At 64.2% G+C, this 20,889-nt stretch carries 19 protein-coding genes; 13 read left to right on the forward strand and 6 right to left on the reverse strand.

What is annotated here, in order from left to right; all coding sequences use genetic code 11:
• Positions 1-78 precede the first annotated feature (78 nt).
• Complete coding sequence (gene bamA, locus ACLEJU_RS20440; RefSeq protein WP_435423858.1) at positions 79-2,442, reverse strand: outer membrane protein assembly factor BamA; 2,364 nt, start codon at positions 2,440-2,442, stop codon at positions 79-81.
• Positions 2,443-2,620: 178 nt separating this feature from the next.
• Here bamA and ACLEJU_RS20445 point away from each other — a divergent pair, with 178 nt between their 5' ends.
• Positions 2,621-3,313 carry a response regulator transcription factor gene (locus tag ACLEJU_RS20445; protein WP_159410292.1) on the forward strand — a complete coding sequence of 231 codons (693 nt, stop codon included), beginning with the start codon at positions 2,621-2,623 and terminating at the stop codon, positions 3,311-3,313.
• The gene (locus ACLEJU_RS20450) at positions 3,310-4,569 is read left to right on the forward strand and encodes an ATP-binding protein (protein ID WP_435423857.1); all 1,260 of its coding nucleotides are present in this window, start codon (positions 3,310-3,312) and stop codon (positions 4,567-4,569) included. Before ACLEJU_RS20445 ends, ACLEJU_RS20450 begins: the two co-directional genes overlap by 4 nt.
• A 174-nt stretch (positions 4,570-4,743) precedes the next feature.
• Here ACLEJU_RS20450 and ACLEJU_RS20455 read toward each other — a convergent pair whose 3' ends face one another.
• Positions 4,744-5,445, reverse strand: coding sequence for a DUF3053 domain-containing protein (locus tag ACLEJU_RS20455; RefSeq protein WP_435423856.1), 702 nt, complete (start codon positions 5,443-5,445; stop codon positions 4,744-4,746).
• 90 nt (positions 5,446-5,535) lie between these two features.
• Complete coding sequence (locus ACLEJU_RS20460; protein ID WP_435423855.1) at positions 5,536-6,489, reverse strand: LysR family transcriptional regulator; 954 nt, start codon at positions 6,487-6,489, stop codon at positions 5,536-5,538.
• A 146-nt stretch (positions 6,490-6,635) separates the two neighbouring features.
• On the opposite strand from ACLEJU_RS20460, the gene ACLEJU_RS20465 reads away from it, so the two are divergent.
• Genes ACLEJU_RS20465 through ACLEJU_RS20480 form a run of 4 tightly spaced genes read left to right on the forward strand, consistent with a single transcriptional unit; the run spans position 6,636 to position 10,382 of the window.
• Positions 6,636-7,463 carry an amidohydrolase family protein gene (locus tag ACLEJU_RS20465; RefSeq protein ID WP_435423854.1) on the forward strand — a complete coding sequence of 276 codons (828 nt, stop codon included), beginning with the start codon at positions 6,636-6,638 and terminating at the stop codon, positions 7,461-7,463.
• 41 nt (positions 7,464-7,504) lie between these two features.
• Positions 7,505-8,854 carry an MFS transporter gene (locus tag ACLEJU_RS20470; protein ID WP_435423853.1) on the forward strand — a complete coding sequence of 450 codons (1,350 nt, stop codon included), beginning with the start codon at positions 7,505-7,507 and terminating at the stop codon, positions 8,852-8,854.
• Complete coding sequence (locus ACLEJU_RS20475) at positions 8,851-9,591, forward strand: SDR family NAD(P)-dependent oxidoreductase (RefSeq protein ID WP_435423852.1); 741 nt, start codon at positions 8,851-8,853, stop codon at positions 9,589-9,591. The genes ACLEJU_RS20470 and ACLEJU_RS20475 overlap by 4 nt, the downstream gene beginning before the upstream one ends.
• Positions 9,588-10,382: a sugar phosphate isomerase/epimerase family protein gene (locus ACLEJU_RS20480; RefSeq protein WP_435423851.1), complete on the forward strand. Its 795-nt coding sequence runs from the start codon at positions 9,588-9,590 to the stop codon at positions 10,380-10,382. Before ACLEJU_RS20475 ends, ACLEJU_RS20480 begins: the two co-directional genes overlap by 4 nt.
• A 103-nt stretch (positions 10,383-10,485) precedes the next feature.
• Here ACLEJU_RS20480 and ACLEJU_RS20485 read toward each other — a convergent pair whose 3' ends face one another.
• A complete protein-coding gene (locus tag ACLEJU_RS20485; protein ID WP_435423850.1) occupies positions 10,486-12,003 on the reverse strand; it encodes an MDR family MFS transporter in 1,518 nt (505 codons plus the stop codon).
• Positions 12,004-12,048: 45 nt separating this feature from the next.
• Positions 12,049-12,711 (reverse strand): TetR/AcrR family transcriptional regulator, encoded by a 663-nt coding sequence (locus tag ACLEJU_RS20490; protein WP_435423849.1) that lies wholly within the window; start codon positions 12,709-12,711, stop codon positions 12,049-12,051.
• Positions 12,712-12,976: 265 nt separating this feature from the next.
• Between ACLEJU_RS20490 and ACLEJU_RS20495 the strand changes: the two genes are divergently transcribed.
• The 7 genes from ACLEJU_RS20495 to ACLEJU_RS20525 all read left to right on the forward strand — a co-directional run bounded on the left by ACLEJU_RS20495 (position 12,977) and on the right by ACLEJU_RS20525 (position 19,782).
• The gene (locus ACLEJU_RS20495) at positions 12,977-13,297 is read left to right on the forward strand and encodes a hypothetical protein (protein WP_435423848.1); all 321 of its coding nucleotides are present in this window, start codon (positions 12,977-12,979) and stop codon (positions 13,295-13,297) included.
• A gap of 177 nt (positions 13,298-13,474) precedes the next feature.
• Complete coding sequence (locus ACLEJU_RS20500) at positions 13,475-14,071, forward strand: paraquat-inducible protein A (RefSeq protein WP_435423847.1); 597 nt, start codon at positions 13,475-13,477, stop codon at positions 14,069-14,071.
• Positions 14,068-14,709, forward strand: a complete 642-nt coding sequence (locus tag ACLEJU_RS20505) for a paraquat-inducible protein A (protein WP_435423846.1) — start codon at positions 14,068-14,070, stop codon at positions 14,707-14,709. Before ACLEJU_RS20500 ends, ACLEJU_RS20505 begins: the two co-directional genes overlap by 4 nt.
• Positions 14,693-16,333 carry an intermembrane transport protein PqiB gene (locus ACLEJU_RS20510; protein ID WP_435423845.1) on the forward strand — a complete coding sequence of 547 codons (1,641 nt, stop codon included), beginning with the start codon at positions 14,693-14,695 and terminating at the stop codon, positions 16,331-16,333. The genes ACLEJU_RS20505 and ACLEJU_RS20510 overlap by 17 nt, the downstream gene beginning before the upstream one ends.
• 28 nt (positions 16,334-16,361) lie before the next feature.
• Positions 16,362-16,898 (forward strand): PqiC family protein, encoded by a 537-nt coding sequence (locus ACLEJU_RS20515; protein ID WP_435423844.1) that lies wholly within the window; start codon positions 16,362-16,364, stop codon positions 16,896-16,898.
• Positions 16,899-16,928: 30 nt separating this feature from the next.
• On the forward strand, positions 16,929-18,803 hold the full coding sequence (locus tag ACLEJU_RS20520; RefSeq protein WP_435423843.1) for a diguanylate cyclase domain-containing protein: 1,875 nt from the start codon (positions 16,929-16,931) through the stop codon (positions 18,801-18,803).
• Positions 18,804-18,966: 163 nt separating this feature from the next.
• Complete coding sequence (locus ACLEJU_RS20525; protein WP_435423842.1) at positions 18,967-19,782, forward strand: substrate-binding periplasmic protein; 816 nt, start codon at positions 18,967-18,969, stop codon at positions 19,780-19,782.
• A gap of 8 nt (positions 19,783-19,790) precedes the next feature.
• Here the strand turns inward: ACLEJU_RS20525 and ACLEJU_RS20530 are convergent, their stop codons facing one another.
• On the reverse strand, positions 19,791-20,804 hold the full coding sequence (locus ACLEJU_RS20530) for an XdhC family protein (RefSeq protein ID WP_435423841.1): 1,014 nt from the start codon (positions 20,802-20,804) through the stop codon (positions 19,791-19,793).
• Positions 20,805-20,889: the final 85 nt, after the last annotated feature.

Genomic DNA, 20,889 nt, shown 5'->3' on the forward strand with positions numbered 1-20,889 from the left:
TTCATATGTCTCTCAGCTTAGGCAAGGTGACTGTCAACTTGGGGCGAGGGTAAAAAGCGGTAATTTGTGCGCGCTGAGTCAGAAGGTCTGCCCCAGGGAGAACTGGAAGATCTGCGTCTCGGCGTTGTCAGGCTTTTTCAGCGGTGCCGCCAGGCTGAAGCTCAGCGGCCCCATCGGGCTGTACCAGGTCACCCCCACGCCCAGCGAAACCGCCAGCTGGTTCAGGTCGACGCTGCCGCAACCCTGGGTGGTGGACAGGTAGCAGGTGTCGGCATAGACGTTGCCGGCGTCGACGAACACCGAGCTGCGCAGCTGGCTCTGGTTCTTGATGAACGGCATCGGGAAGATGTACTCGGCGCCGCCGGTGACCAGGATATTGCCGCCGAGCACGTCGGTGTCGCGGTCGGAGTAATAGGCTTGGCCGGCGCTTGAATAGGTGCCGGTAGCCGGGGTGCTGCGCGGGCCGAGGGTGCCGTCCTTGAAACCGCGTACCGAACCCTGGCCGCCAGCGGTATAGCTTTCGTAGAAGGGCAGGCCGTCGGTGGAACCGTAGCCGTTGCCGTAGCCCAGGGTGGTGTGCAGGCGCAGGGTGGTGTCCTTGCTCACCGGCAGGAAGGTCTGGCCGTTGTAGTCGAGCTTGTAGAACGACAGGTCGCTACCTGGCGTGGTGGCCATCAGGGTCAGGGCCTGGGAGTGGCCGCGGGTCGCCAGCACGCCTTTGTTCAGGGTCGATTCGGACCAGCCGATCGAAGCCTTGAGGTTGTTGAAGCTCTTGCCTTCGCGCTGAATGAAATCGTAGATCTCGTCGGCGCTGTAGGTGCCCGGGTTGATGTCATCGTGCTGCAGGGTCAGGCCATAGGTCAGGCGCGAGGTTTCGTTGATCGGGTAGCCGAAGTTGACGCCCGCGCCGTAGCTGTTGATGGCGTAGTAGGACACGCCGTCACTGTAGTAGTCGCTGTAGTCGGTGCTGCTGTAGAACAGGTTGTAACCCAGGCTTACGCCGTCTTCGGTGAAGTAGGGGTTGACGAAGCCGAAGTTGTATTTGGTCTGGTACTCCGAACGGGTAAGGCCGATGGACACCTTGTTGCCGGTACCGAGGAAGTTGTTCTGGCTGATCGAACCACCGAGGATCAGGCCGGCGCTCTGGGCGAAACCGACGCTGGCGGTGATCGAGCCTGAAGGCTGCTCCTCGACGCTGTAGTTGACATCGACCTGGTCGTCGACGCCCGCCACTGCCGGGGTCTCGACGTTGACGTCCTTGAAGAAGCCCAGGCGCTCGAGGCGGGTCTTGGACTGGTCGATCAGGTAGGTCGACGCCCAGCCGCCTTCCATCTGGCGCATTTCACGGCGCAGCACTTCGTCTTCGGTCTTGGTGTTGCCGCGGTAGTTGATGCGGTTGACGTAGGCACGCTTGCCCGGGTCGACCACGAACATGATGTCGACGGTGTGGTCCTGGTCGTTCGGCTGCGGTACGCCGTTGACGTTGGCGAAGGTGTAGCCTTCGTTGCCCAGACGACGGGTGATCAGCTCGGAGGTGGTGGTCATCACCTTGCGCGAGAACATCTGGCCCGGCTGCACCAGCAGCAGCGACTTGACCTGGTCTTCCGGCACCTTCAGGTCACCCGACAGCTTCACGTCGCGAACGGTGTACTTCTCGCCTTCGTTGACGTTGACGGTGATGTAGACGTGCTTCTTGTCCGGGGTGATCGACACCTGGGTGGAGGCGATGTCCATGTTGATGTAGCCGCGGTCCAGGTAGTAGGAACGCAGGCGCTCCAGGTCACCGGATAGTTTTTCGCGGGCGTACTTGTCGTCGTTCTTGAAGAACGAAAGCCAGTTGGTGGTCTTCAGCTCGAACTGCTGCTGCAGCTCTTCATCGCCGAACACGGTGTTGCCAACGATGTTGATGTGCTGGATGGCGGCGACCGTGCCTTCGTTGATCTTGATCTTCAAGGCCACACGGTTGCGCGGCTGCGGCACCACTTCGGCGTCGACCTCGGCCGAGTAGCGGCCCTGGGCCACGTACTGGCGCTGCAGCTCGTTGCGCACGCCTTCGAGGGTGGCACGCTGGAAGATCTCGCCTTCGGCAAGGCCAGACTGCTTCAGGCCCTTCATCAGGTCTTCGGTGCTGATCGCCTTGTTGCCTTCGATCTCGATGCTCGACACCGACGGGCGCTCGACCACGTTGATGATCAGGACGTTGCCATCGCGGTTCAGCTGGATGTCCTGGAAGAAGCCCGTCTTGAATAGCGAACGGGTGGAGTCCACCAGGCGACGGTCGTCAGCCTGGTCGCCAACGTTGAGCGGCAAGGCGCCGAACACGCTGCCGGCGGATACCCGCTGCAGGCCATTGACGCGGATGTCGGCGATCCTGAACGACGCGGCCTGGGCCATGGAGGCATTGAGCAGCAGGATGGAGAGCAACAGTCGCGGGTAGTTCATCGAGGGTTCCAGGCGGGCGTAGATGAGCAGCACGAGGCTGCCGGGAAGCGGGCGATGAGCATACGGGCGGGCTGTGTTCGGCGCGGTTAACCGAGGGTAAAGATGTGTAAAGTTCGCCCACGGTCCGCCAAGACGGGGCGATCATGGCACTTTTGCAGAACCTGGCACTTTACCCATCATGATCCCCGTACTGCTGGTCGACGACGACCGCGAACTGACCGAAATGCTCGCCTTGTACCTGGCCCGCGAGGGCTTCCAGGCCACTGCCGTGGCCACCGGCGAGGAGGGCGAGACCCGCGCCTTGAGCGGGCTTTACCGCCTGGTGGTGCTGGACGTGATGCTGCCGGGCATCTCGGGCATCGAAGTGCTGCGGCGCATTCGTGCCCGTAGCCAGGTGCCGGTGCTGCTGCTGACCGCACGGGGTGACAATATCGACCGCATTGCCGGCCTGGAACTGGGGGCCGACGACTATGTGCCCAAGCCCAGCTCACCGGGTGAACTGGTGGCACGCCTGCGGGCGATCCTGCGCCGTGTGCATCCGCAGATGCTGGCCGAAAGCCAGGGCGCCGAGTCCATCGGCCGTGGCGCCCTGACCTTGTGGCCCGGGCGGCGCAAGGCGCAGTGGGGGCCGATACCGCTGGACCTGACCGGTACCGAGTTCAGCCTGCTCGAAGCCCTGGTCCGCCAGGCCGGCCAGCTGGTGAGCAAGCAGGACCTGTCGCTGAACGCGCTGGGCCGGCCACTGACCCGTTACGACCGGCGCATCGACGTGCACATCAGCAGCATCCGCCAGAAGCTCGGCCCACGCGACGATGGCAGCAGCTGGATCCAGAGCGTGCGAGGCATGGGCTACATGCTGATCGTCGAATGATGCGCCGGCGCCTGTTCTGGAAGCTGTTCGTGGCCTTCTGGCTGGCCAACAGCCTGACCTTCCTGGTCGGTGCCGGGACCTTCATGCTTGATGACCTGCGCGGTGACACCCCCGGGCTGCGCTCGATGCTGGCCACCGAACTGAACCTGTTGCACCGCTATGGCGAACAGGCTGGCCGCCAGTACCTGCAGGTGTCGCCGCAGCCGCCCCAGGTGCAGGTGGGCCTGTACGACGGCGCTGGCCACCTGCTGGCCGGCCGCGCCGTGGCCGAGCCGCGCTTCGAACGGGCACTGCTTGACGAAGGCGGCCAGGCCCTGGTGTTGCGCGCTTCGGTGGCCACCCGCCTGGACGAAGCACCGCGGCCGCGGGGCATGGGCCCGTTACTGACCGGGACGCTGATGAGTGCGCTGTTCGCCTTGCTCTGCAGCCTCTACCTGACCCGGCCGCTGACCTGGCTGCGCGAGGCCATGGGCCAGGTCGCCCAGGGCCGCTTCGACGTGCGCGTGCGCCCGCGCCTGGGGCGGCGGCGCGACGAAATCGTCGAGCTGGCCGAAGACTGCGATCGCATGGCTGGGCAGCTCAAGGCGCTGGTCGAAGCGCAGCAGCAGCTGCTGCACGACATCTCCCACGAACTGCGCTCGCCGCTGACCCGCCTGCATGTCGCCATCGGGCTGCTGCGTCAGCAGCCCGAGCACGAGGAAATGCTCGGGCGCATCGAACGCGAATCGCGGCGCATGGATGACCTGATCGAGCAGCTGCTGACCCTGGCGCGAGTGCAGTCGCAGCAAGGCCAAGGCGAGCAGGGCGAACTGGATGCCGTCGAGGTGCTGGCGCAAATCGTCGAGGACGCCCGTTTTGAAGCGGGCATGAAGCAGGCGCAGGTCAGCTTGCAGGGCGCCGGCACTTTCGTCACCCGTGGCCATGAGGAGCTGCTGTACCGGGCCTTCGAGAACGTTGTCCGCAACGCGGTGCGCTATACCGCGCCGGGCAGCGAAGTGCGCGTCGAGGCGAGGCTGGTGGGCGGCGGGGAACAGCTGCAGGTACATATCGTCGACCAGGGCCCTGGAGTTGAGCCGGAGCGCCTGCAGAGCATCTTCGAGCCGTTCGACCGGGGCGGGCACAGCGGTGCCGATGGCTTCGGCCTGGGCCTGGCCATCGCCCGCCGCGCCATCGGGCTGCACCAGGGCAGTATCAGCGCGAAGGCAGGCGTGGCGGGGGGCTTGAGCGTGGCAATTCTGTTGCCGCGCCTGGGTTGAAATGTCTACCCCTGGCTTATCCTGTGGGAGCGGCGTTGTGTCGCGAAAGGGCTGCGCAGCAGCCCCAGATTCTCTGCTTCGCCGCGAAATTGCCGGGGCCGCTACGCGGCCCTTTCGCGACACAAGGCCGCTCCCACACTTACCGCGTTAACCCACCAACGCGGGAGCCGTGGCTCAGCGCCCGAGCATCACGGTCTGCAGCTGTGCCTGAGCCTGCTGCACGGTCTTCGCCTGAGTCGTCAGGTCTTGCAGCAAGGCATTCAGCTCAGCCTGTACCTTCGGGTCGTTGACCTTGACGATCGGCCCGTTGATCTGGATCTGCGCCTTGTGTGCGTCCACGTAGTCGGCAACTTTCAGGCTGCTGTCGAGGGTGCCGTTGATCTGCGGTAGCACCTGCAGGAAGGTATCGGCCGGGACGCTGACGGTGCGGTCGTACGCCTTGTCATAGACCACTTTGAGGTCTTCTGGCTGCTTGAGCTGGGCATGGGCGCTATCGGCCTTGGCCTTCTGCTCTTGCAACTGGATGCCCATGTCGTTCAGGCCGATCTGTACCGCCTTGATGTCGTCACGGCGGCTGGTGATATCGTTCAGCGAGCGCACCGCGCCTTTCTGCAGCAGGCTGCCCAGGGGCTTCACCGCGCTGTCCATGGCACCGTTGAAATGGGTGATCACCGCGTAATGGTCATTGTAGGGGCCAAACGCCTTGGATTCGTCGGCACTCAGCTTGGGCACGTGAACGCCGGGTTTGTCGACGATACGGGTCTGCAGGAATTCGCTGAAGGCAGCGCGCTGCTTGGGTTCATTGTCGCCACAGGCGGCGAGGGCCAGAGGCAGGGCGAGGGCAAGCAGCCACTGGGGGCGGAATGAGACGTTCATGTCGATGAATCTCCATAAGGGGGTTGAGGCGCGCCAGCGCAATGGCTCGCGCGGCGGGCAAGGGTAGCGCTTTTTCAGGTGTGGATCCATTCACGCCGGTGGAAGTGCGAACCCCTCGATCCCCCGTTCAAGCTTCAGCGCCTGATCATGCAGCACCCGCATCAGGTGCAGCGCCGACTGCGACGGCGGCTCGAAGCGCGAATAGACGAAGCTGATATCGAAATGGATCTCGTCGACCAGGGGCACCACTTGCAGGCCACTGTCCTGCGCGACGAACTCGTCGATCACACTGATGCCCATGCCTTGCTTGACCAGTGCCACGGCCTCGTTGGCATTGGTGAACGACAGCAGGGAATCCAGCTTCAGGCCACGCCGCTCAATGTGGCCGGCCAACAGCTGGCCGAACGGCATGTCCGGGCGGAACAGCAGCAGTGCATGACCCTGCAGCTGTTGCAGCGTCAATGATGGGGCTTGCGCCAGGGCATGGTCGGCCGGCACCACCACCACCATGCGCCCGCGCATGAAGGCCTGGGAGTGCAGGTGGTCGTGGATCACCGGCAACGCGGCGATCGACAGGTCGACGGTCTTCGACAGGATCTGGTTGGGCATGGCGTGCATCAGCGAGGTCTGCCACTCGATCTGCAGTGACGGCGCTTCGCGTTTGAGCTGGGCCAGCGCGGCGGGTATGACCACGGTTGATAGCGAGGCACTGCAGGAAATGCGCAGCGTGCGGTGGGCGCCGGCGGCCAGGGAATGGGCGCATGCGTTCACCTGCAAGGCTGCCTGGTACACCCGCTCGACCTCGCGATACAGCACTTGCGCCTCGGCCGTGGGCACCAGGCGGTTGTTGATGCGCTCGAACAGCCGGTAGGTCAGGCGCCCCTCGATATAGCCGATCAGCTTGCTCACAGCCGGCTGGGACACGTAGAGCATTTTCGCTGCCGCGCTGATCGAGCCGGTCAGCATCACCGCGCGGAACACTTCCATGTGCCGCAGCTTGAACACCATTGTCGTGCCGTCCGGGGTTTCCTCAGCGGGGATCATGCCTATTACCTATGGTTATGGTCTTCGCCATCTGTGTATGAGCGCTCTGCAACCGCCCGCAGTATCGTGAGCCCAGGTAAATCGCCCTGGCGGCGAACAATAACAAGATCTGCAGGCAAGCGCAGTGGCGCTTGAAGGAACCGCGCTTGAACATCTACGACGAACCCAAGATCGACTGCCATAACCATTTGTTTGACCCCGCACATTTCGCATACCACCCCAATGCCCCTTACGCGCCCTCCGGCCAGGAGGTCGCCACCCTGGCCCAGTTCAACCAGGTGATGGATGCCTACGGCGTGCGCCATGCCTTGCTGGTGCAGCCGAACAGTGGCTATCACACCGACAATCGCCTGCTGCTTCACGCACTGGCGACAGGCCACGGGCGCTTCAAGGGGATTGCGGTGGTCGAGCGGCAGATCGGCCTGGACGCCCTGGCGGCGTTGCGCGAGCAGGGCGTGGTCGGTGTCGCCTTCAACCCGGCGCTCTACGGCGTGGCGAGCATGCGTGATGCCGAGCCGCTGTTCGGCAAGCTGGCCGAACTGGGCATGTTCGCCCAGGTGCAGGTCTGCGAAGACCAGCTGATGGACCTGCAATGGCTGGTCGAGGGGACCTCAGCGCGCCTGCTGATCGACCACTGCGGCCGCCCGGATGCCGCCGCCGGCCTGCGCCAGGCCGGCTTCCAGGCCTTGCTGCGGCTGGCCCGAAGCGGGCGGGCCTGGGTGAAGCTGTCGGGCATGCAGAAGTTCGCCGATGCCGATGGCCTGTATGAGCAAAGCCACGCCTACGTGCGGGTGCTGCTCGATGCGTTCGGCCCGGATGCCTGCGTGTGGGGCTCTGACTGGCCATTCATCCGCCAGCAGGCGCGGGTCGACTACGGCCCGCTGCTGAAGCTGGCCGAACGGCTGATGCCGGACGCCCGTCTGCGGCGCAAGGTCATGTGGGACACCCCGCAGCGCCTGTTCGGTTTTGCCTGATTCGCCGCACTTGCCAATCCAATAACAAGAGAGCAACCGCCATGAGCACTGAGCAGCCAATCGGCGTCGGGGTGTTCGACACCCCGGCGCGCGCGCAACAACGCACCCGCACCCGGTTCATGATCCTTGCGCTGATTTCCGGTGGCACCATGATCAACTACCTGGACCGCAGCGTGATGGGCATCGCCGCCCCGAGCATCAGCGCCGACCTGGGGCTGAACGCGGCGATGATGGGGGTGATCTTCTCGGCGTTTTCCTGGACCTACGCCGCAGCGCAGATCCCCGGCGGCATCCTCATCGACCGCCTTGGCACCAAGTTAACCTACTGGCTGGCGCTGACCCTGTGGTCGCTGTTCACCGGCCTGCAGGGCCTGACCCAGGGCTTTCTCTCGTTGCTTGGCATGCGTTTTCTGGTCGGCGTGACCGAGGCGCCGTGCTTCCCCACCAATAGCCGTGTGGTGGCGACCTGGTTCCCGCAGCGCGAGCGAGCCCGGGCAACCGGCATCTACACCTTTGCCGAGTACACCGGCCTTGCGTTCCTGACGCCATTGCTGTTCTGGGTGCTGCATGCCTATGGCTGGCGCTTCCTGCTGATGGCGGTGGGGCTGCTGGGCATCCTCTATGGCCTGGTGTGGTGGCGAAAGTACCACGAGCCACACCAGTCGACGTCGGCCAACCAGGCCGAACTCGACTACATTGCCGCCGGCGGCGGGGTGGTGGATGGCGGGCAGAAGGCCACGCAGTTCCACTGGTCGCAGATCCCGGCGCTGCTCAAGCACCGTAACATGCTCGGCATCTGCCTGGGGCAGTTCGCCTGCAACTCCACAAACGTGTTCTTCCTGACCTGGTTCCCCACTTATCTGGTCACCGAGCGGCACATGCCCTGGCTCAAGGTGGGGTGGGTGGCGGTGCTGCCGTTCATTGCCGCGTCGTTGGGCACGCTGGTCGGCGGCTGGATTTCCGATGCACTGCTGCGCCAAGGCTATTCGCTGAACCTGGCGCGCAAGCTGCCAGTGATTGCCGGATTGCTGACCGCGTCGATCATCGTACTGGCCAACTATGTCGAGTCGGACGCACTGGTGATCAGCATTCTCTGCGTCGCGTACTTCGCCCAAGGCATGTCGGCCCTGGCCTGGATGATCGTGTCCGACATTGCGCCGAAAGGGCTGCTGGGCCTGAGCGGCGGCTTGTTCAACCTGTTCGCCAACGCCGCCGGCATCGTCACCCCGCTGACCATCGGCCTGATTGTTACCGCCACCGGCTCGTTCGTCTGGGCGCTGGCCTTCGTCTCGACGATCACCGCATTGGGTGCGCTGTGCTACCTGTTCATGGTGCGCGACTTGCGTCGCCTGCCGGATATCCCTTCTGTTGAAAATGGAGCAAGACAATGAGCCAATCCCTGCAAGGGCAAACTGCAATCGTCACCGGCGGCATGCGCGGCATCGGCCTGGCCATCGCCCAGCGCCTGCACCAGGCAGGCGCCCAAGTGGTGATCTGGGACCTCGCGGTCGATGGCTGGAATACGGCTGACAACGGCTTCGAGCCGGTGCTGCGCCAGACCGTTGATGTGTCCTCGCTGGCATCGGTTGAGGCGGCGTTCGGCGAAGCGCTGGCCCATGTCGGCCAGGTCGAGATCCTGGTCAACAACGCAGGTATCAACGGCCCGGTGGTCGCCTCGTGGGAATACCCGCCAGAAGCCTGGGACAAGGTCATCGCCATCGACCTCAACGGTGTCTTCTACTGCTGCCGCACCGCCATCCCGCATATGCGTGAGCGCGGTTACGGGCGTATCGTCAACGTCGCCTCGATGGCCGGCAAGGACGGCGTGCAGTACATCTCGGCGTACTCTGCGGCCAAGGCCGGGGTCATCGCCTTCACCAAGGCTGCAGCCAAGGAGCTGGCCCAGGACGGCGTGCTGCTCAACTGTATTGCCCCGGCCATGGTCGAGACCCCGCTGATGGCGGAAATGACCCCGGAACACATCGCCGCCAGCAAGGCCAAGATCCCCATGGGGCGCTTCCTCAAGGTCGAGGAGATCGCCAACATGGTGAGCTGGATCGCAGGGCCGGAATGCAGCTTCACCACCGGGTTCGTGTTCGACCTCAGTGGCGGCAGGGCGACCTATTGAGGCCGCTGGGGGTTGCCCACCTGACGGCGCTGGACCTGGCGCCGCTGGCGTTGGTGCGTGAGGCGGCGCGGGCCGGGTTCAGTTCCGTGGGGCTGCGGTTGCATCCGGTAATGCCGGGCGCGTTGGCTTACCCGCAACCGGTCGGTAGCCCCGCTGCCCGTGAACTGCAGCGGGTGCTGGCGGGTGAGGGCATGCGGGTGGCCGATATCGAGTTCGTGTCACTCACTGCGCAATTGCAGGTCATCGAATGCGAGGCATTGCTGGCTGCCGGGGCAGAGCTGGGGGCCGTCAGCGTTACCGTATCGGGGGATGACGACGACCCGGTGCGGCTCACCCACACCTTTGCGGCGCTCTGTGAGTTGGCCAGTGGCTATGGCCTGCGCGTGGACCTGGAGTTCATGCGCTGGCGGGCGGTGGCGAACTTGCAGCAAGCGGTGGCTGTGGTGACCGAGGCGGGTCAATGGAATGCCGGGGTGTTGGTGGATGCGCTGCACCTGTATCGCTCGGGTGGGGATGAGCAAGCGCTTGCCCAGCTTGACCCACGTTACCTGCGGGCTGTGCAGTTATGCGATGCGCCGCTGCAGGCGCCGGCTGAGGCCTTGATCATTCAGGAGGCTAGGGAAGGGCGGTTGTTGCCGGGGGACGGGCAATTGCCGTTGACCGCACTGATGAATGCATTGCCAGCCGATGTGCAAGTCAGCGCGGAGACACCTTCGGCGCTGTTTGCGCCTGAGATGCGTCTGAAAGCCGCCTATGAGGCTACCCGATCCTGGTTAAGCTGCGGCCCCTGACAGAGGAGCCCGCTCCTGCAGGCATATCACCGAACTCGAATCCAGTGGAGATCCTGTGGGAGCGGGTTCACCCGCGAAGGGGCGAGTACACGCAACACAAGGCTCAATGGGCAGTGCGCAGCGGCACCTCGCGCAGCAGCCAGGACAAGGCAAAGGCCACACAGGTAATCACCGCCGCCACCAGGAACACCCCATGCATGGCCCCGGAGAATGCCTCCAGATACGCCTGCTGCAGTGGCGCCGCCAAGGCATGCACCGCCGTCGGCGACAGGCCTGCGGCACCGCCACTGCTGGCCGCGAAATCGTTCGGCAGGCCATCGAGCAGGGCATGGGAAAACAACGCGCCGAACACCGAAACTCCCACCGAGCCGCCAATCGAACGGAACAGCGTGGCCCCGGAAGTCGCCACACCCATGTGGCGCCGTTCGACGCTGTTCTGCACCGCCAGGATCAGCACCTGCATCACCATGCCCAGGCCTGCGCCGAGCAGCCCCATGTACAGGTTCATCCTCCACATCGGCGTGTCCAGTTCCAGGCGGCTGAGCAGCCCCAGGGCGACCACCTGCAGCAGCGTGCCAACAATCGGGAACACCCGGTAGCGCCCCCAGCGGCTGATCAGCCGCCCGGTAATTGCCGACACCACCAGCAAGCCACCCATCAACGGCAGCATCTGCAGGCCGGCGCTGGTAGGCGAGGCATCCTTCACGACCTGCATGTACAGCGGCAGGAAGGTCACCGAGCCGAACAGCGACACGCCGACAATCAAGCCGATCAAACCGGCCAGCACGAAGGTCCGGTGGCGGAACAGGTGCAGTGGCATGATCGGCTCGGCCGCACGGCGTTGCTCGAACACGAAACCGACCAGGCCGATGACCGCGAACAGCGCCAGGCACAGCACATCCAGCGAGGCCCAGGGCAACAAGCTGCCGCCCAGGCTGGTGATCAGCACCAGCGCGCCCAGGGTGATGGTTAGGAAGAACGCACCGATGTAGTCGACCACATGCTTGACCGGGGCCATGTGCGGGCGGAACACGCTGCCGATCACCACAACGGCCAGCAGGCCCAGCGGCAGGTTGATGAAGAAGATCCAGTGCCATGACAGGTGTTCGACCAGAAACCCGCCGATCAACGGGCCAACCACGGTGGCCAGGCCGAACACGCCACCGAACAGGCCTTGGTAGCGGCCTCGTTCGGCGGGCGGAATGACGTCGCCGATGGCCGCCATGGCCACCACCATCAGGCCGCCGCCGCCCAGGCCTTGCAGGGTACGGAACAGGATCAGCTGGGTCATGTCCTGGGCCAGCCCGCACAGCACGGAGCCGAGCAGGAACAAGGCAATGGCGATCTGCAAGACGCGCTTGCGCCCGTAGAGGTCGCCGAACTTGCCGTACAAAGGCACGACCACGGTGGACGCCAGCAGATACGCCGTGACCACCCAGGACAGCCAGCGCAACCCGCCAAGGTCGCTGACGATGGTCGGCAGCGCGGTGGAGACGATGGTCTGGTCCAGTGCGGCGAGGAACATCACCAGCATCAGGGCGCCGAGCAGCAGCGGGATGGAGGCCTGGGTACCCGGTTCGGTCTGTACAGAGGAGGGCGCGTCAGCGGATGTCGGTTGCATGCAGTTGCCTTGAGCCTGTGAGTGCGATTGAGCGTCCATGAACGGTCAGCAGCTTTTGTCGTTGGCATGCTGGCGGCCGGCTTCCTGCAGGCCGGCCAGGGCGAAGCTGAACAGCTGGGCAGACACGTCTTCGGCCGGCATGCCGAGGATTTCGTGGAGAGTCCCGGTGGACCCGCGCGGCCCGATCAACAGCATCGCCCAGGGTGCGGTGACACAAAGGATGCAGCGGGTCAGTGCCGGATCGCCTTGGGGAATGGCGGTGATCTCGCTGAACAGGCCCTTGAGCAGCGACAGCTTCAGCGGTGCCTCGGCTTGCATGTGGGCCTGGCCATGCGGGCTGGGTGCGAGGATTTCCGCGGCCAGTACGCGCAGGTGCCAGTTGTCGCGGCGCTGCGTGGCCTTGCGCACGACCAGTTCCACCAGCGCCCGTAATTTTTCCGCCGCAGGTTGCGCGCCGAGTGTGATCCGCTGAAGGTCGCTGATGTCCAGGAAGCGCCGCCGTGCTTCGTCGAGCACGGCCAGGTACAGGCCATTGCGGCTGCCGAAGTGGTAGTTGATAGAGGCCAGGTCGACCTCGGCCTTGGCTGCGACGGCCTTGTTGCTGGCTTCGGCATAACCCACGGCGGCGAACAGTTCGCCAGCGGCCTGGAGGATGCGTGTGCGGGTGGCTTCGCCGTCTTTGCGCGGTTCGCGCGGCGTGGTGGCCATGATGCGATGCTCTCTATTCAGTGCAATGACACCGAGCGTGATCGTGTTTTAAATTAAATTCAATTTAAATTTAGTTAGCGTGACTGGTCTGCGACAGACGGTGTGCTTGCGTTGCACCCGGATGGCGCACGCCGCTAGGGAGATAGCCCCGAGTTGTGGTATACAACTCGGGAACTGACACCACCTTCGCTGGCACCCGGATGCGTCGCGGTGGGCGGTGATTTCCTTGCACCTGCTCCTTTTACTGTGAAACGGAGATTCGAAGATGACCGCCACCGACCGTCTGAGCCTGCTGCAGTACGAGCACCTGGGCCTGGACGATGCTGCCGCTGCCGAGTTCAAGGTGGCGCTGGAGGAACTGCGCAAACTGGCACTGGAAGACCGCTACGAGCATCCAGCAGCCCTGCACCTGGGGGATATCGCCGACGCCGAGAACCGTCAGGAGCTGGCTGAAACCAAAGGCTGGGGTATCGGCTTCCTGCAGGGCCTGACCTGTGCCAAGGCGTTGTCGCCCGAACAGCTGGAAGCCATGCGCAAGGTGTTCCAGACGGCTGCAGAGCGCGCCGTGAAGCGCATGTGCAGGTGATCCAGGGTCATACGATCAGCAAGCTCGCCTTTCTTCTATATACCGCCCTTGGATCCGCGGTGCTTTCTCTGGCTCCGTAACGCAACTTTCCCGTCTACGCTTGCTCATGTCGACGCTCGGCCCTGCGTCAATCAACGGCTGACTGCACGCATAGAGACCTGCATCCGGGAATACCGCATGAGCCAGACCGAGCCCCTGATCATCTGCGAATATTGCGATGCCGTGTATCGGCGCACGCCGTTGCAGCGTCACCAGCGTGCGCTCTGCCCGCGCTGCGCGGGTGTCCTGTACCGGCATGGCAGCCTGAGCATCCAGCAACGCTTGGCCCTGAGCATCACGGGTGGTGTCTTGCTGCTGTTCGCCAACCTTTATCCGGTCATGACCATCGGCATGCAAGGGTTGAGCAATTCCGCCACCCTGTGGGATTCGGTGCTGATCCTCAGCAGTGGCAGCATCACCTTCATCGCCCTGGTCATGGCACTGGCGATCATCTTTGCGCCGGTGCTGCAAATCACCTTGCTGTGCTGGTTGCTGAGCTTTGCCCTGGCCGGGCGCAGGGCGCCAGGGTTTGCCGCGAGCATGCGCTGCCTGGAAGGCCTGCGCCCCTGGAGCATGCTGGAAGTCTGCCTGCTTGGCGCGTTGGTGGCGGTCATCAAGCTGGCCGGCCTGCTCGATGTCATTCCAGGTATCGGCTTGATCGCCTTGGCCGCCCTGAGCATGCTGATCATCTACATTGCCGGCCGCGATATTCGCGAACTGTGGGAGCAGGTATGAGCACGCCGGTACTGGCCGATGACCTCGGCCTGTGCCTGTGCCACGGCTGCGGGCTGGCGTGCGAACTGGGCAAGGCCCACACCTGCCCGCGCTGCGGTGCGCCCTTGCACCGGCGCAAGGCCAACGCCATCAACCGTGGCTGGGCCTTTTTACTGGCCGCTCTGGTGTTCTACGTACCTGCCAATCTGTTGCCGGTGATGCACACCGAAATGCTCGGCAGTGGCAGCGACAGCACCATCGGTGGCGGCGTGCTGGAATTCTGGGAGGCAGGCGCCTGGGACATCGCGCTGATCATCTTCATTGCCAGTATTGGCGTGCCGGCGATCAAGTTCTTTTCCCTTGGCCTGCTGCTGCTCACCGCCCAGCGTCGCTCCAGCTGGGCACAACGGCAGCGCTCGCAACTCTATCGCGGCGTCGAGCTGATCGGTTACTGGTCGATGCTCGATGTCATCGTCGTCGCACTGGTGGCCGCGCTGGTGCAGCTGCGCGGCCTGGGTACCATCGAACCGCGCCCGGGCATCCTGTTTTTCGGCATGGTCGTGGTGCTGACCATGTTTTCGGCAATGAGCTTCGACCCACGTTTGATCTGGGATCACCCTGGCAACGATGGAGGCCGCACTGATGGCGCAAGCGAGTGACGCGCGAAACGGGGCAGGGCAGGCAGAGGTACGTACCCGGCGCTGGAATATTTCACTGGTGTGGATCGTGCCGATCCTGGCGATCCTGGTCGGGGCTTCGCTGGTGGTGCGCAACTGGCTGCAGGAAGGGCCGGTGATTTCGATTTCCTTTCGCTCCGGTGAAGGGCTGGTGGCGCACAAGACGCAGGTCAAGTACCGCAGCGTCGTGATCGGCGAAGTGACCACCGTGGATCTGGCCGAGGACCACAACAGCGTCATCGTCAAAGTGCAGCTGGCCAATGATGCGCGCTCGTTCGCCACCGAGGGGGCGCGCTTCTGGGTGGTACGCCCGCGGATTGGCGCGGGCGGGGTATCCGGCGTCGATACCTTGCTATCGGGCAGCTTCATTGGTGCCGATGCAGGTGAGTCGAAAGCCTCGGAAAAGAACTTCACCGGCCTGGAACTGCCGCCTGCGATCACCTATGGCGAGAAGGGCAAGCGTTTCCTGCTCAGTGCCGAAGACCTCGGCTCGCTGGATATCGGCGCGGCCATCTATTACCGCAAGATCCCCGTGGGTGAAGTGGTGTCCTATGCCTTGCAGGACGATGGCAAGGGCGTCGAGATCGGTATCTTCGTGCAGTCACCCTACGACAACTTCGTCACCGGCGACACCCGTTTCTGGAATGCCAGCGGCGTCGACATGCAGATCGGCGCCAATGGCCTGAAGATCGATACCGAGTCATTGTCGTCCATCCTGATCGGTGGGTTGGCCTTCGGTTCGCCCGACTTTACCGCGGATGTTCAGCCGGCAGCGGACCAGACGCACTTCCAGCTGTTTGCCGATCGTGAAGCGGCACTGGCACCGCCGCACGGCAAGGGGCAGTACCTGCAGCTGCGCTTCGACCAGTCCATGCGCGGGCTGTCGGTGGGCGCTCCGGTAGAGTTCAAGGGCGTCGAGTTTGGCCGGGTCACTTCGATCAAACTGGATTACGACCCGGTGAAACAGAGCTTCCCGGTGGTGGTGGATGCGGTGATCTACCCGCAACGTCTTGGCCCGGTGCATCAGAAGATGCTGGCGGTGTTCAAGCACACCGAGGGTGACCTCAATGGCGCACGGCAGCTGATCGGCACCTTCGTCGAGCATGGCCTGCGGGCACAGGCGCGCAGCGGCAATCTGATCACCGGGCAGATGTTCATCTCCCTGGACTTCTACCCGGGCGCCCCCAAGGTCGCGTTTGACTGGGAGGCCAACCCAATCGTCATTCCTACGATGCCCGGCAGCCTGGAGATGCTGCAGGAGCAGTTGCAGCATTTCGTCGAGCGCATCGGCAAGTTGCCGCTGGAAAGCATTGCCAGCAACCTCGATGGCACCTTGCGTGACCTGCGTGCCAACCTCAAGACATTCAACGGCCAGACGTTGCCTGGGGTGAAAGCCACCCTCGACGACATGCAGAAGACCTTGAAGACGGCCAACGCGACCATTGCCGATGATTCGCCGGAGCGCGAACGGCTGGGTGAAACACTGGACGAACTGGAGCGCATGTCGCGTTCGCTGCGTGACCTGACCGACTACCTGGGGCGCCACCCCGAGTCGCTGATCCAAGGCCGGCCGAAGGCAGCCGGTGCGCAAGACTTGAGACCTTGAAAGTGAAAGGCCAAAGGAGTGTCAGCTGATGCATCGAGTGCGCAACCTGTGTGGGGCCAGCCTGCTGATCTGGCTGAGCGGCTGCAGCAGTACCCCGAACAACTACCACACCTTGGTCCCGGCTCGGCCGGTGCAAGGGGGTAGCCCGCCTGTGCAGGTGAGCCGGGTCAGCCTGCCGCCGCAAGTGGACCGCCCGCAACTGGTGGTACGCCAGGGCAGCAGCGGCCTGGCCATCCTGGAAACGGAATGGTGGGGCGCCAACCTGGTGGATGAGTTTCGCAGTGCCCTGCAGGACATGCTGGGCGGCCCGGCGCCCGGCACCAGCAGTGTGTTGAGGGTCGATGTGCAGCGCTTCGACAGCGTGCCCGGCCAATACGCCTCGCTCGATACCCTGTGGCGCCTGAAGCGTCCAGGCGAGCCCGAAATCACATGCCGAACGTCGGTTCAAACTGCCGCCGACAACAGCATCAACAACCTGGTCAACGCCCATCAGGCCAACCTGCGCAAGCTGGCCGAGGCGGTGCGGGCAACGGCGGCGCCAGGCAGGTCCTGCCCAAGCTCATGAAGCGGGTGAACCAGGGTACGGGGAGCCCGCATGAAGTTACGCACGAGATTGCTCTGGCTGTTCGTACCGCCTCTGCTGCTGGTGTTGTCGCTCGTCTACTTTGCAGCCCAGGGCATGCTGCTGGCACGGCTGGACAAGCAGGACGAGCGGCTGCTGGTGGCCGAGGCCGAGCGCCTGCGCGCCTTGCTGGGCAACAGCTTCGAGCGTGACGCCAACCGCCTGCGGCAATGGGCGCAGGCAGTTCCGGGGGCGGTGCCGTCGGCATTCCCGCTTGATGCCGCCACGCTGGGACGCAGTGGCTTCGATTTCATCCTTTACTTCGCCAATGGTGAGCAGCGGGTGAGCTGGCGGCCACTGGACCTAGCGTCGCTGGAGCGCCCGGCCGGCGCGCCAGCGCTGAACCTGAAGGCGCTGCATGAGGGCGTCGCCCAACAACTGGCGCGTCTGCTGCAGCCTCAGGATGTGGCGCCGCCCGCACAATTGCTGGCCGTGCTCAGGGTGCCGCTGATTCTGGTCGCCGTGGATACTGCGCGCAGCGGCGACAGGGCCGGTGGTGTGCTGCTGGCGGGAACATTCCTGGACAGCAAGCGCATCGCCATGCTGCAACAGCAGTTGGGCGGTGAACTCACCTGGCTGCCATCGGCCACCGAGCAGCAGCGGCCGGTGCTGCAGGCCGAACTGATGAGCATCGGCAATCGCGAGGTGGTCGATGCCCGCCATCAGAGCATCGACCTGCTGTTCCAGGACAGCCTGGGCGAGCCGCAGCTGCGCCTGCAACTGACCCGCGAGCGCCACCTGTACCTGGAGGGCGAGCAGCAACTCAATGTGTTCCTCGGCGTGACAGGCGGGCTCATCGGCCTGGCCTGGTTGCTAATCTACCTCGCGCTGGACGTCACCTTGCTGCGGCGCATTGCGCGCTTGCATCAGGAGCTTCTGGCCATTGGTCCGACGGCGGCAGGGCGGCGCCTGACCGACGACGGGCGCGATGAGCTGGGCAAGCTGGCGCGCGAAGCGAACCGGGCGCTGGACCGCCTGGAGCAAAGCGAAGCGCGCGACCGGGCGATTCTCGATGCCATGGAAGACGGCTATTTCGAACTCGACGAGCTGGCCAGGATCGAGTCGGTCAACCCGGCTTTCTGCAGGCTGCTCGGTTACCCGGCGGCGCAGGTGATCGGCCGGACCGTGGCCTCTCTGCAGGAAGACCATGAGGCCAGCGCGGCAACGGAACCGGCAATCGCCGAGACCGTACCCGGGGCGCCGCTCTCGGCTCGGCTGCGGCGCGCCGATGGCAGCATCGGCCACTTCGAGACGCAGATCTCCAGGCGCCACAACGCCGGGGGTCGTCTGATCGGCTATCGCGGTATCCTGCACGACGTCAGCGAGCATGTGCTTCATCAACAGCAACTGTTCGAGCTGGCCTACCAGGATGCCTTGACCGGGCTGGGCAATCGCAAGGCGTTCCATGAGGATCTTGCCCGGCACCTGAATGGCGATAGCCTGCCGCTGGCGCTGATCTTTCTCGATCTCGACCGCTTCAAGCGGGTCAACGACCACTTTGGCCACGATATCGGCGATGCCTTGCTGGTGTGCGTGGCCGAGCGCCTGGGCAATGCGCTGCGTCAACCGGCCAAGGCCTATCGCCTGGGGGGCGACGAGTTCACCGTGATCGTCCCGATGACCGAGTTCCAGGCAGCCAATGCGCTGTGTCAGCGCTTGCTCAAGGTGCTGGGCGAGCCGGTCAGTGTCAGGGGGCTGAGCATCGACTTCGTTACACCAAGCATCGGCCTTGCCCTCGCGCCTGCCCATGCCAGCGAGGTGGATGCATTGGTCAAGGCCGCCGATCAGGCGATGTACGAAGCCAAGCGCCTGCGTGGGCGGATCTGCATTTTCCAGCCCGGCGACTAAGTGTCACGTAATGCGCAAATGGCATACGAAAGGCTGGCGTACAGCCAATACTGGGCCAGACTGTTGGAAGCACGCGGCCAATGATGCCGCCGTGGCCCACGGGATGTGGCGGCTTTCGCGACCACGCCTGGCCGCTGAATGCCACAGCTTCCGAGGGGTGTAGATGATCGAGCGCTGTCGTTGCCGGTCTTTGCTGCTGTCGCTCTTCATGCTTCTGCCGCCCGAAAGGGCGATGGCAGAGGCGTTGTGCGGCCAGCTGACCGCTACCGGCAATCCGGAGTATCCACCGTATCTTTGGCGTGACCCGAACAACCCTGACCAGTTGATCGGGGCCAATGCCGACCTGCTCAATGAAGTGGGCAAGGCACTTGGTCTGGAAGTGAAGGTGGTGTACGGCGGGCCCTGGTCAAGGGCGCAGGAGGAGGTGCGCACCGGGCGCATCGACCTGATGGCGGGGTACTTCCTGACTCACGAGCGCCAGCAGCAGATGGACTTCGTCAGCCCGGCGTTCCTGCATGTGCGCAGCGTGGTCTGGGTCCGTCAGGACGGCGGGTTTCCCTATCACGACTGGGCGGACCTCAAGGGCCACAAAGGCGGGACGCTGGTCAGCAACAGCCACGGTCAGCAGTTCGACGACTACGCCAGGGCCAACCTGCAGCTCGAAGCGGTGCCCAGCGCCAGGCAGGCGTTCGAGAAACTGCTGCTCAAGCGCAATGACTACCTGATCTACGAGCAGTACCCCGGGATGGCCCTGGCGGGGACGCAGGGTTGGGATACGCAGCTGAAGGTGCTCGACCCGCCGGTGGCCAGCGAGGGGCTGTACCTGGCGCTGTCGCATCAATCGAAGTGCAACCGGCCAGAGCTGCGCGAGAGGCTGGCGCAAAAAATGAAAGAGCTGGTTGCCGGGCCGGTGCCCGAGCAGCTGGTCGAGAAGAACCTGGAGTTGTGGCGACAGCAGCGGGCGGCAGGGAAGCCTTGAAGGGCCGACTAGCCATCAACTTCCAGCGCCCGCTTGGCTTCGCTGACATTGACTGCACCGGGCAAGGCGACACCGTTCTTGGTCGCCAGAATCTCGGCCATGACGCTGACGGCAATCTCCGCTGGTGTCTTGCTGCCGATGTAGATGCCGATCGGCCCGTGCAGGCGCTGCAGTGAGGCCTCGCTTTCGCCGAAATGCTCGATCAGGCGCTCCCGGCGCGACTGGTTGTTGCGCCGTGAACCGATCACGCCAATGTAGAACGCCGGGCTGTGCAAGGCTTCGAGCAGGGCCAGGTCGTCCAGTTTGGGGTCGTGGCTGAGGCCGACGATACAGCTGCGCAGGTCCGGGTCGAACGCACGCACCACGTCATCCGGCATGCCGACGATCTTCTCCACACCAGCCACGTTCCAGCCATCCATGTATTCCGGCCGCGGGTCACAGACCGCCACCTTGAAGCCATTGAACAGGGCCATGGTCGCCAGGTACTCGGCCAGCACCCCGGCACCGATCAGCAACATGCGATAACCGGGGCCCAGGGTGTTGAGCATGAACCGGCCATCGAAGCCGAACTCCTCCGGTGCGCGGGTGGTGGTCAGGTGTACCTGGCCGCTATCCAGGTCCAGCTCGCGGCGTACCAGGTTGCCGCTGTCCAGCAGTGGCAGCAGTTGCTCCAGGCTTGCCAGCGGCGGGGCGAATTCGAGGATCAGCTCAAGGGTGCCGCCGCAGGGCAGGCCGAAGCGTTGTGCTTCATCGGCGCTGATGCCGTAGCGCACCACCTGCGGCCGGCCCGCTGGCATGCCGTCGCCCTGGTAGGCCGTGGTGTAGCGGTGGATGAGGTCGTCTTCGATGCAGCCGCCAGAGACGCTGCCGACCACCCGGCCATCGCCGCGCAGGGCCATCATCGAGCCTACCGGCCGTGGCGACGAGCCCCAGGTGCGGGCAACGGTGGCCAGCAGCACGCGCTCCCCAGCCAGCAACCAATCACGGGTGGTGCGCAAGACCAGCAGGTCGATGCTTTCCATGGAAGCCTCTTGGACAAACCAGATTCAATCAATATCTGTACCGGAATGTTTCCGGGGGTTTTTGCTCCATGGAGGAAATATGAAA

It is taken from the genome of Pseudomonas sp. SMN11 (genome assembly GCF_052041945.1).
Lineage (GTDB): Bacteria > Pseudomonadota > Gammaproteobacteria > Pseudomonadales > Pseudomonadaceae > Aquipseudomonas.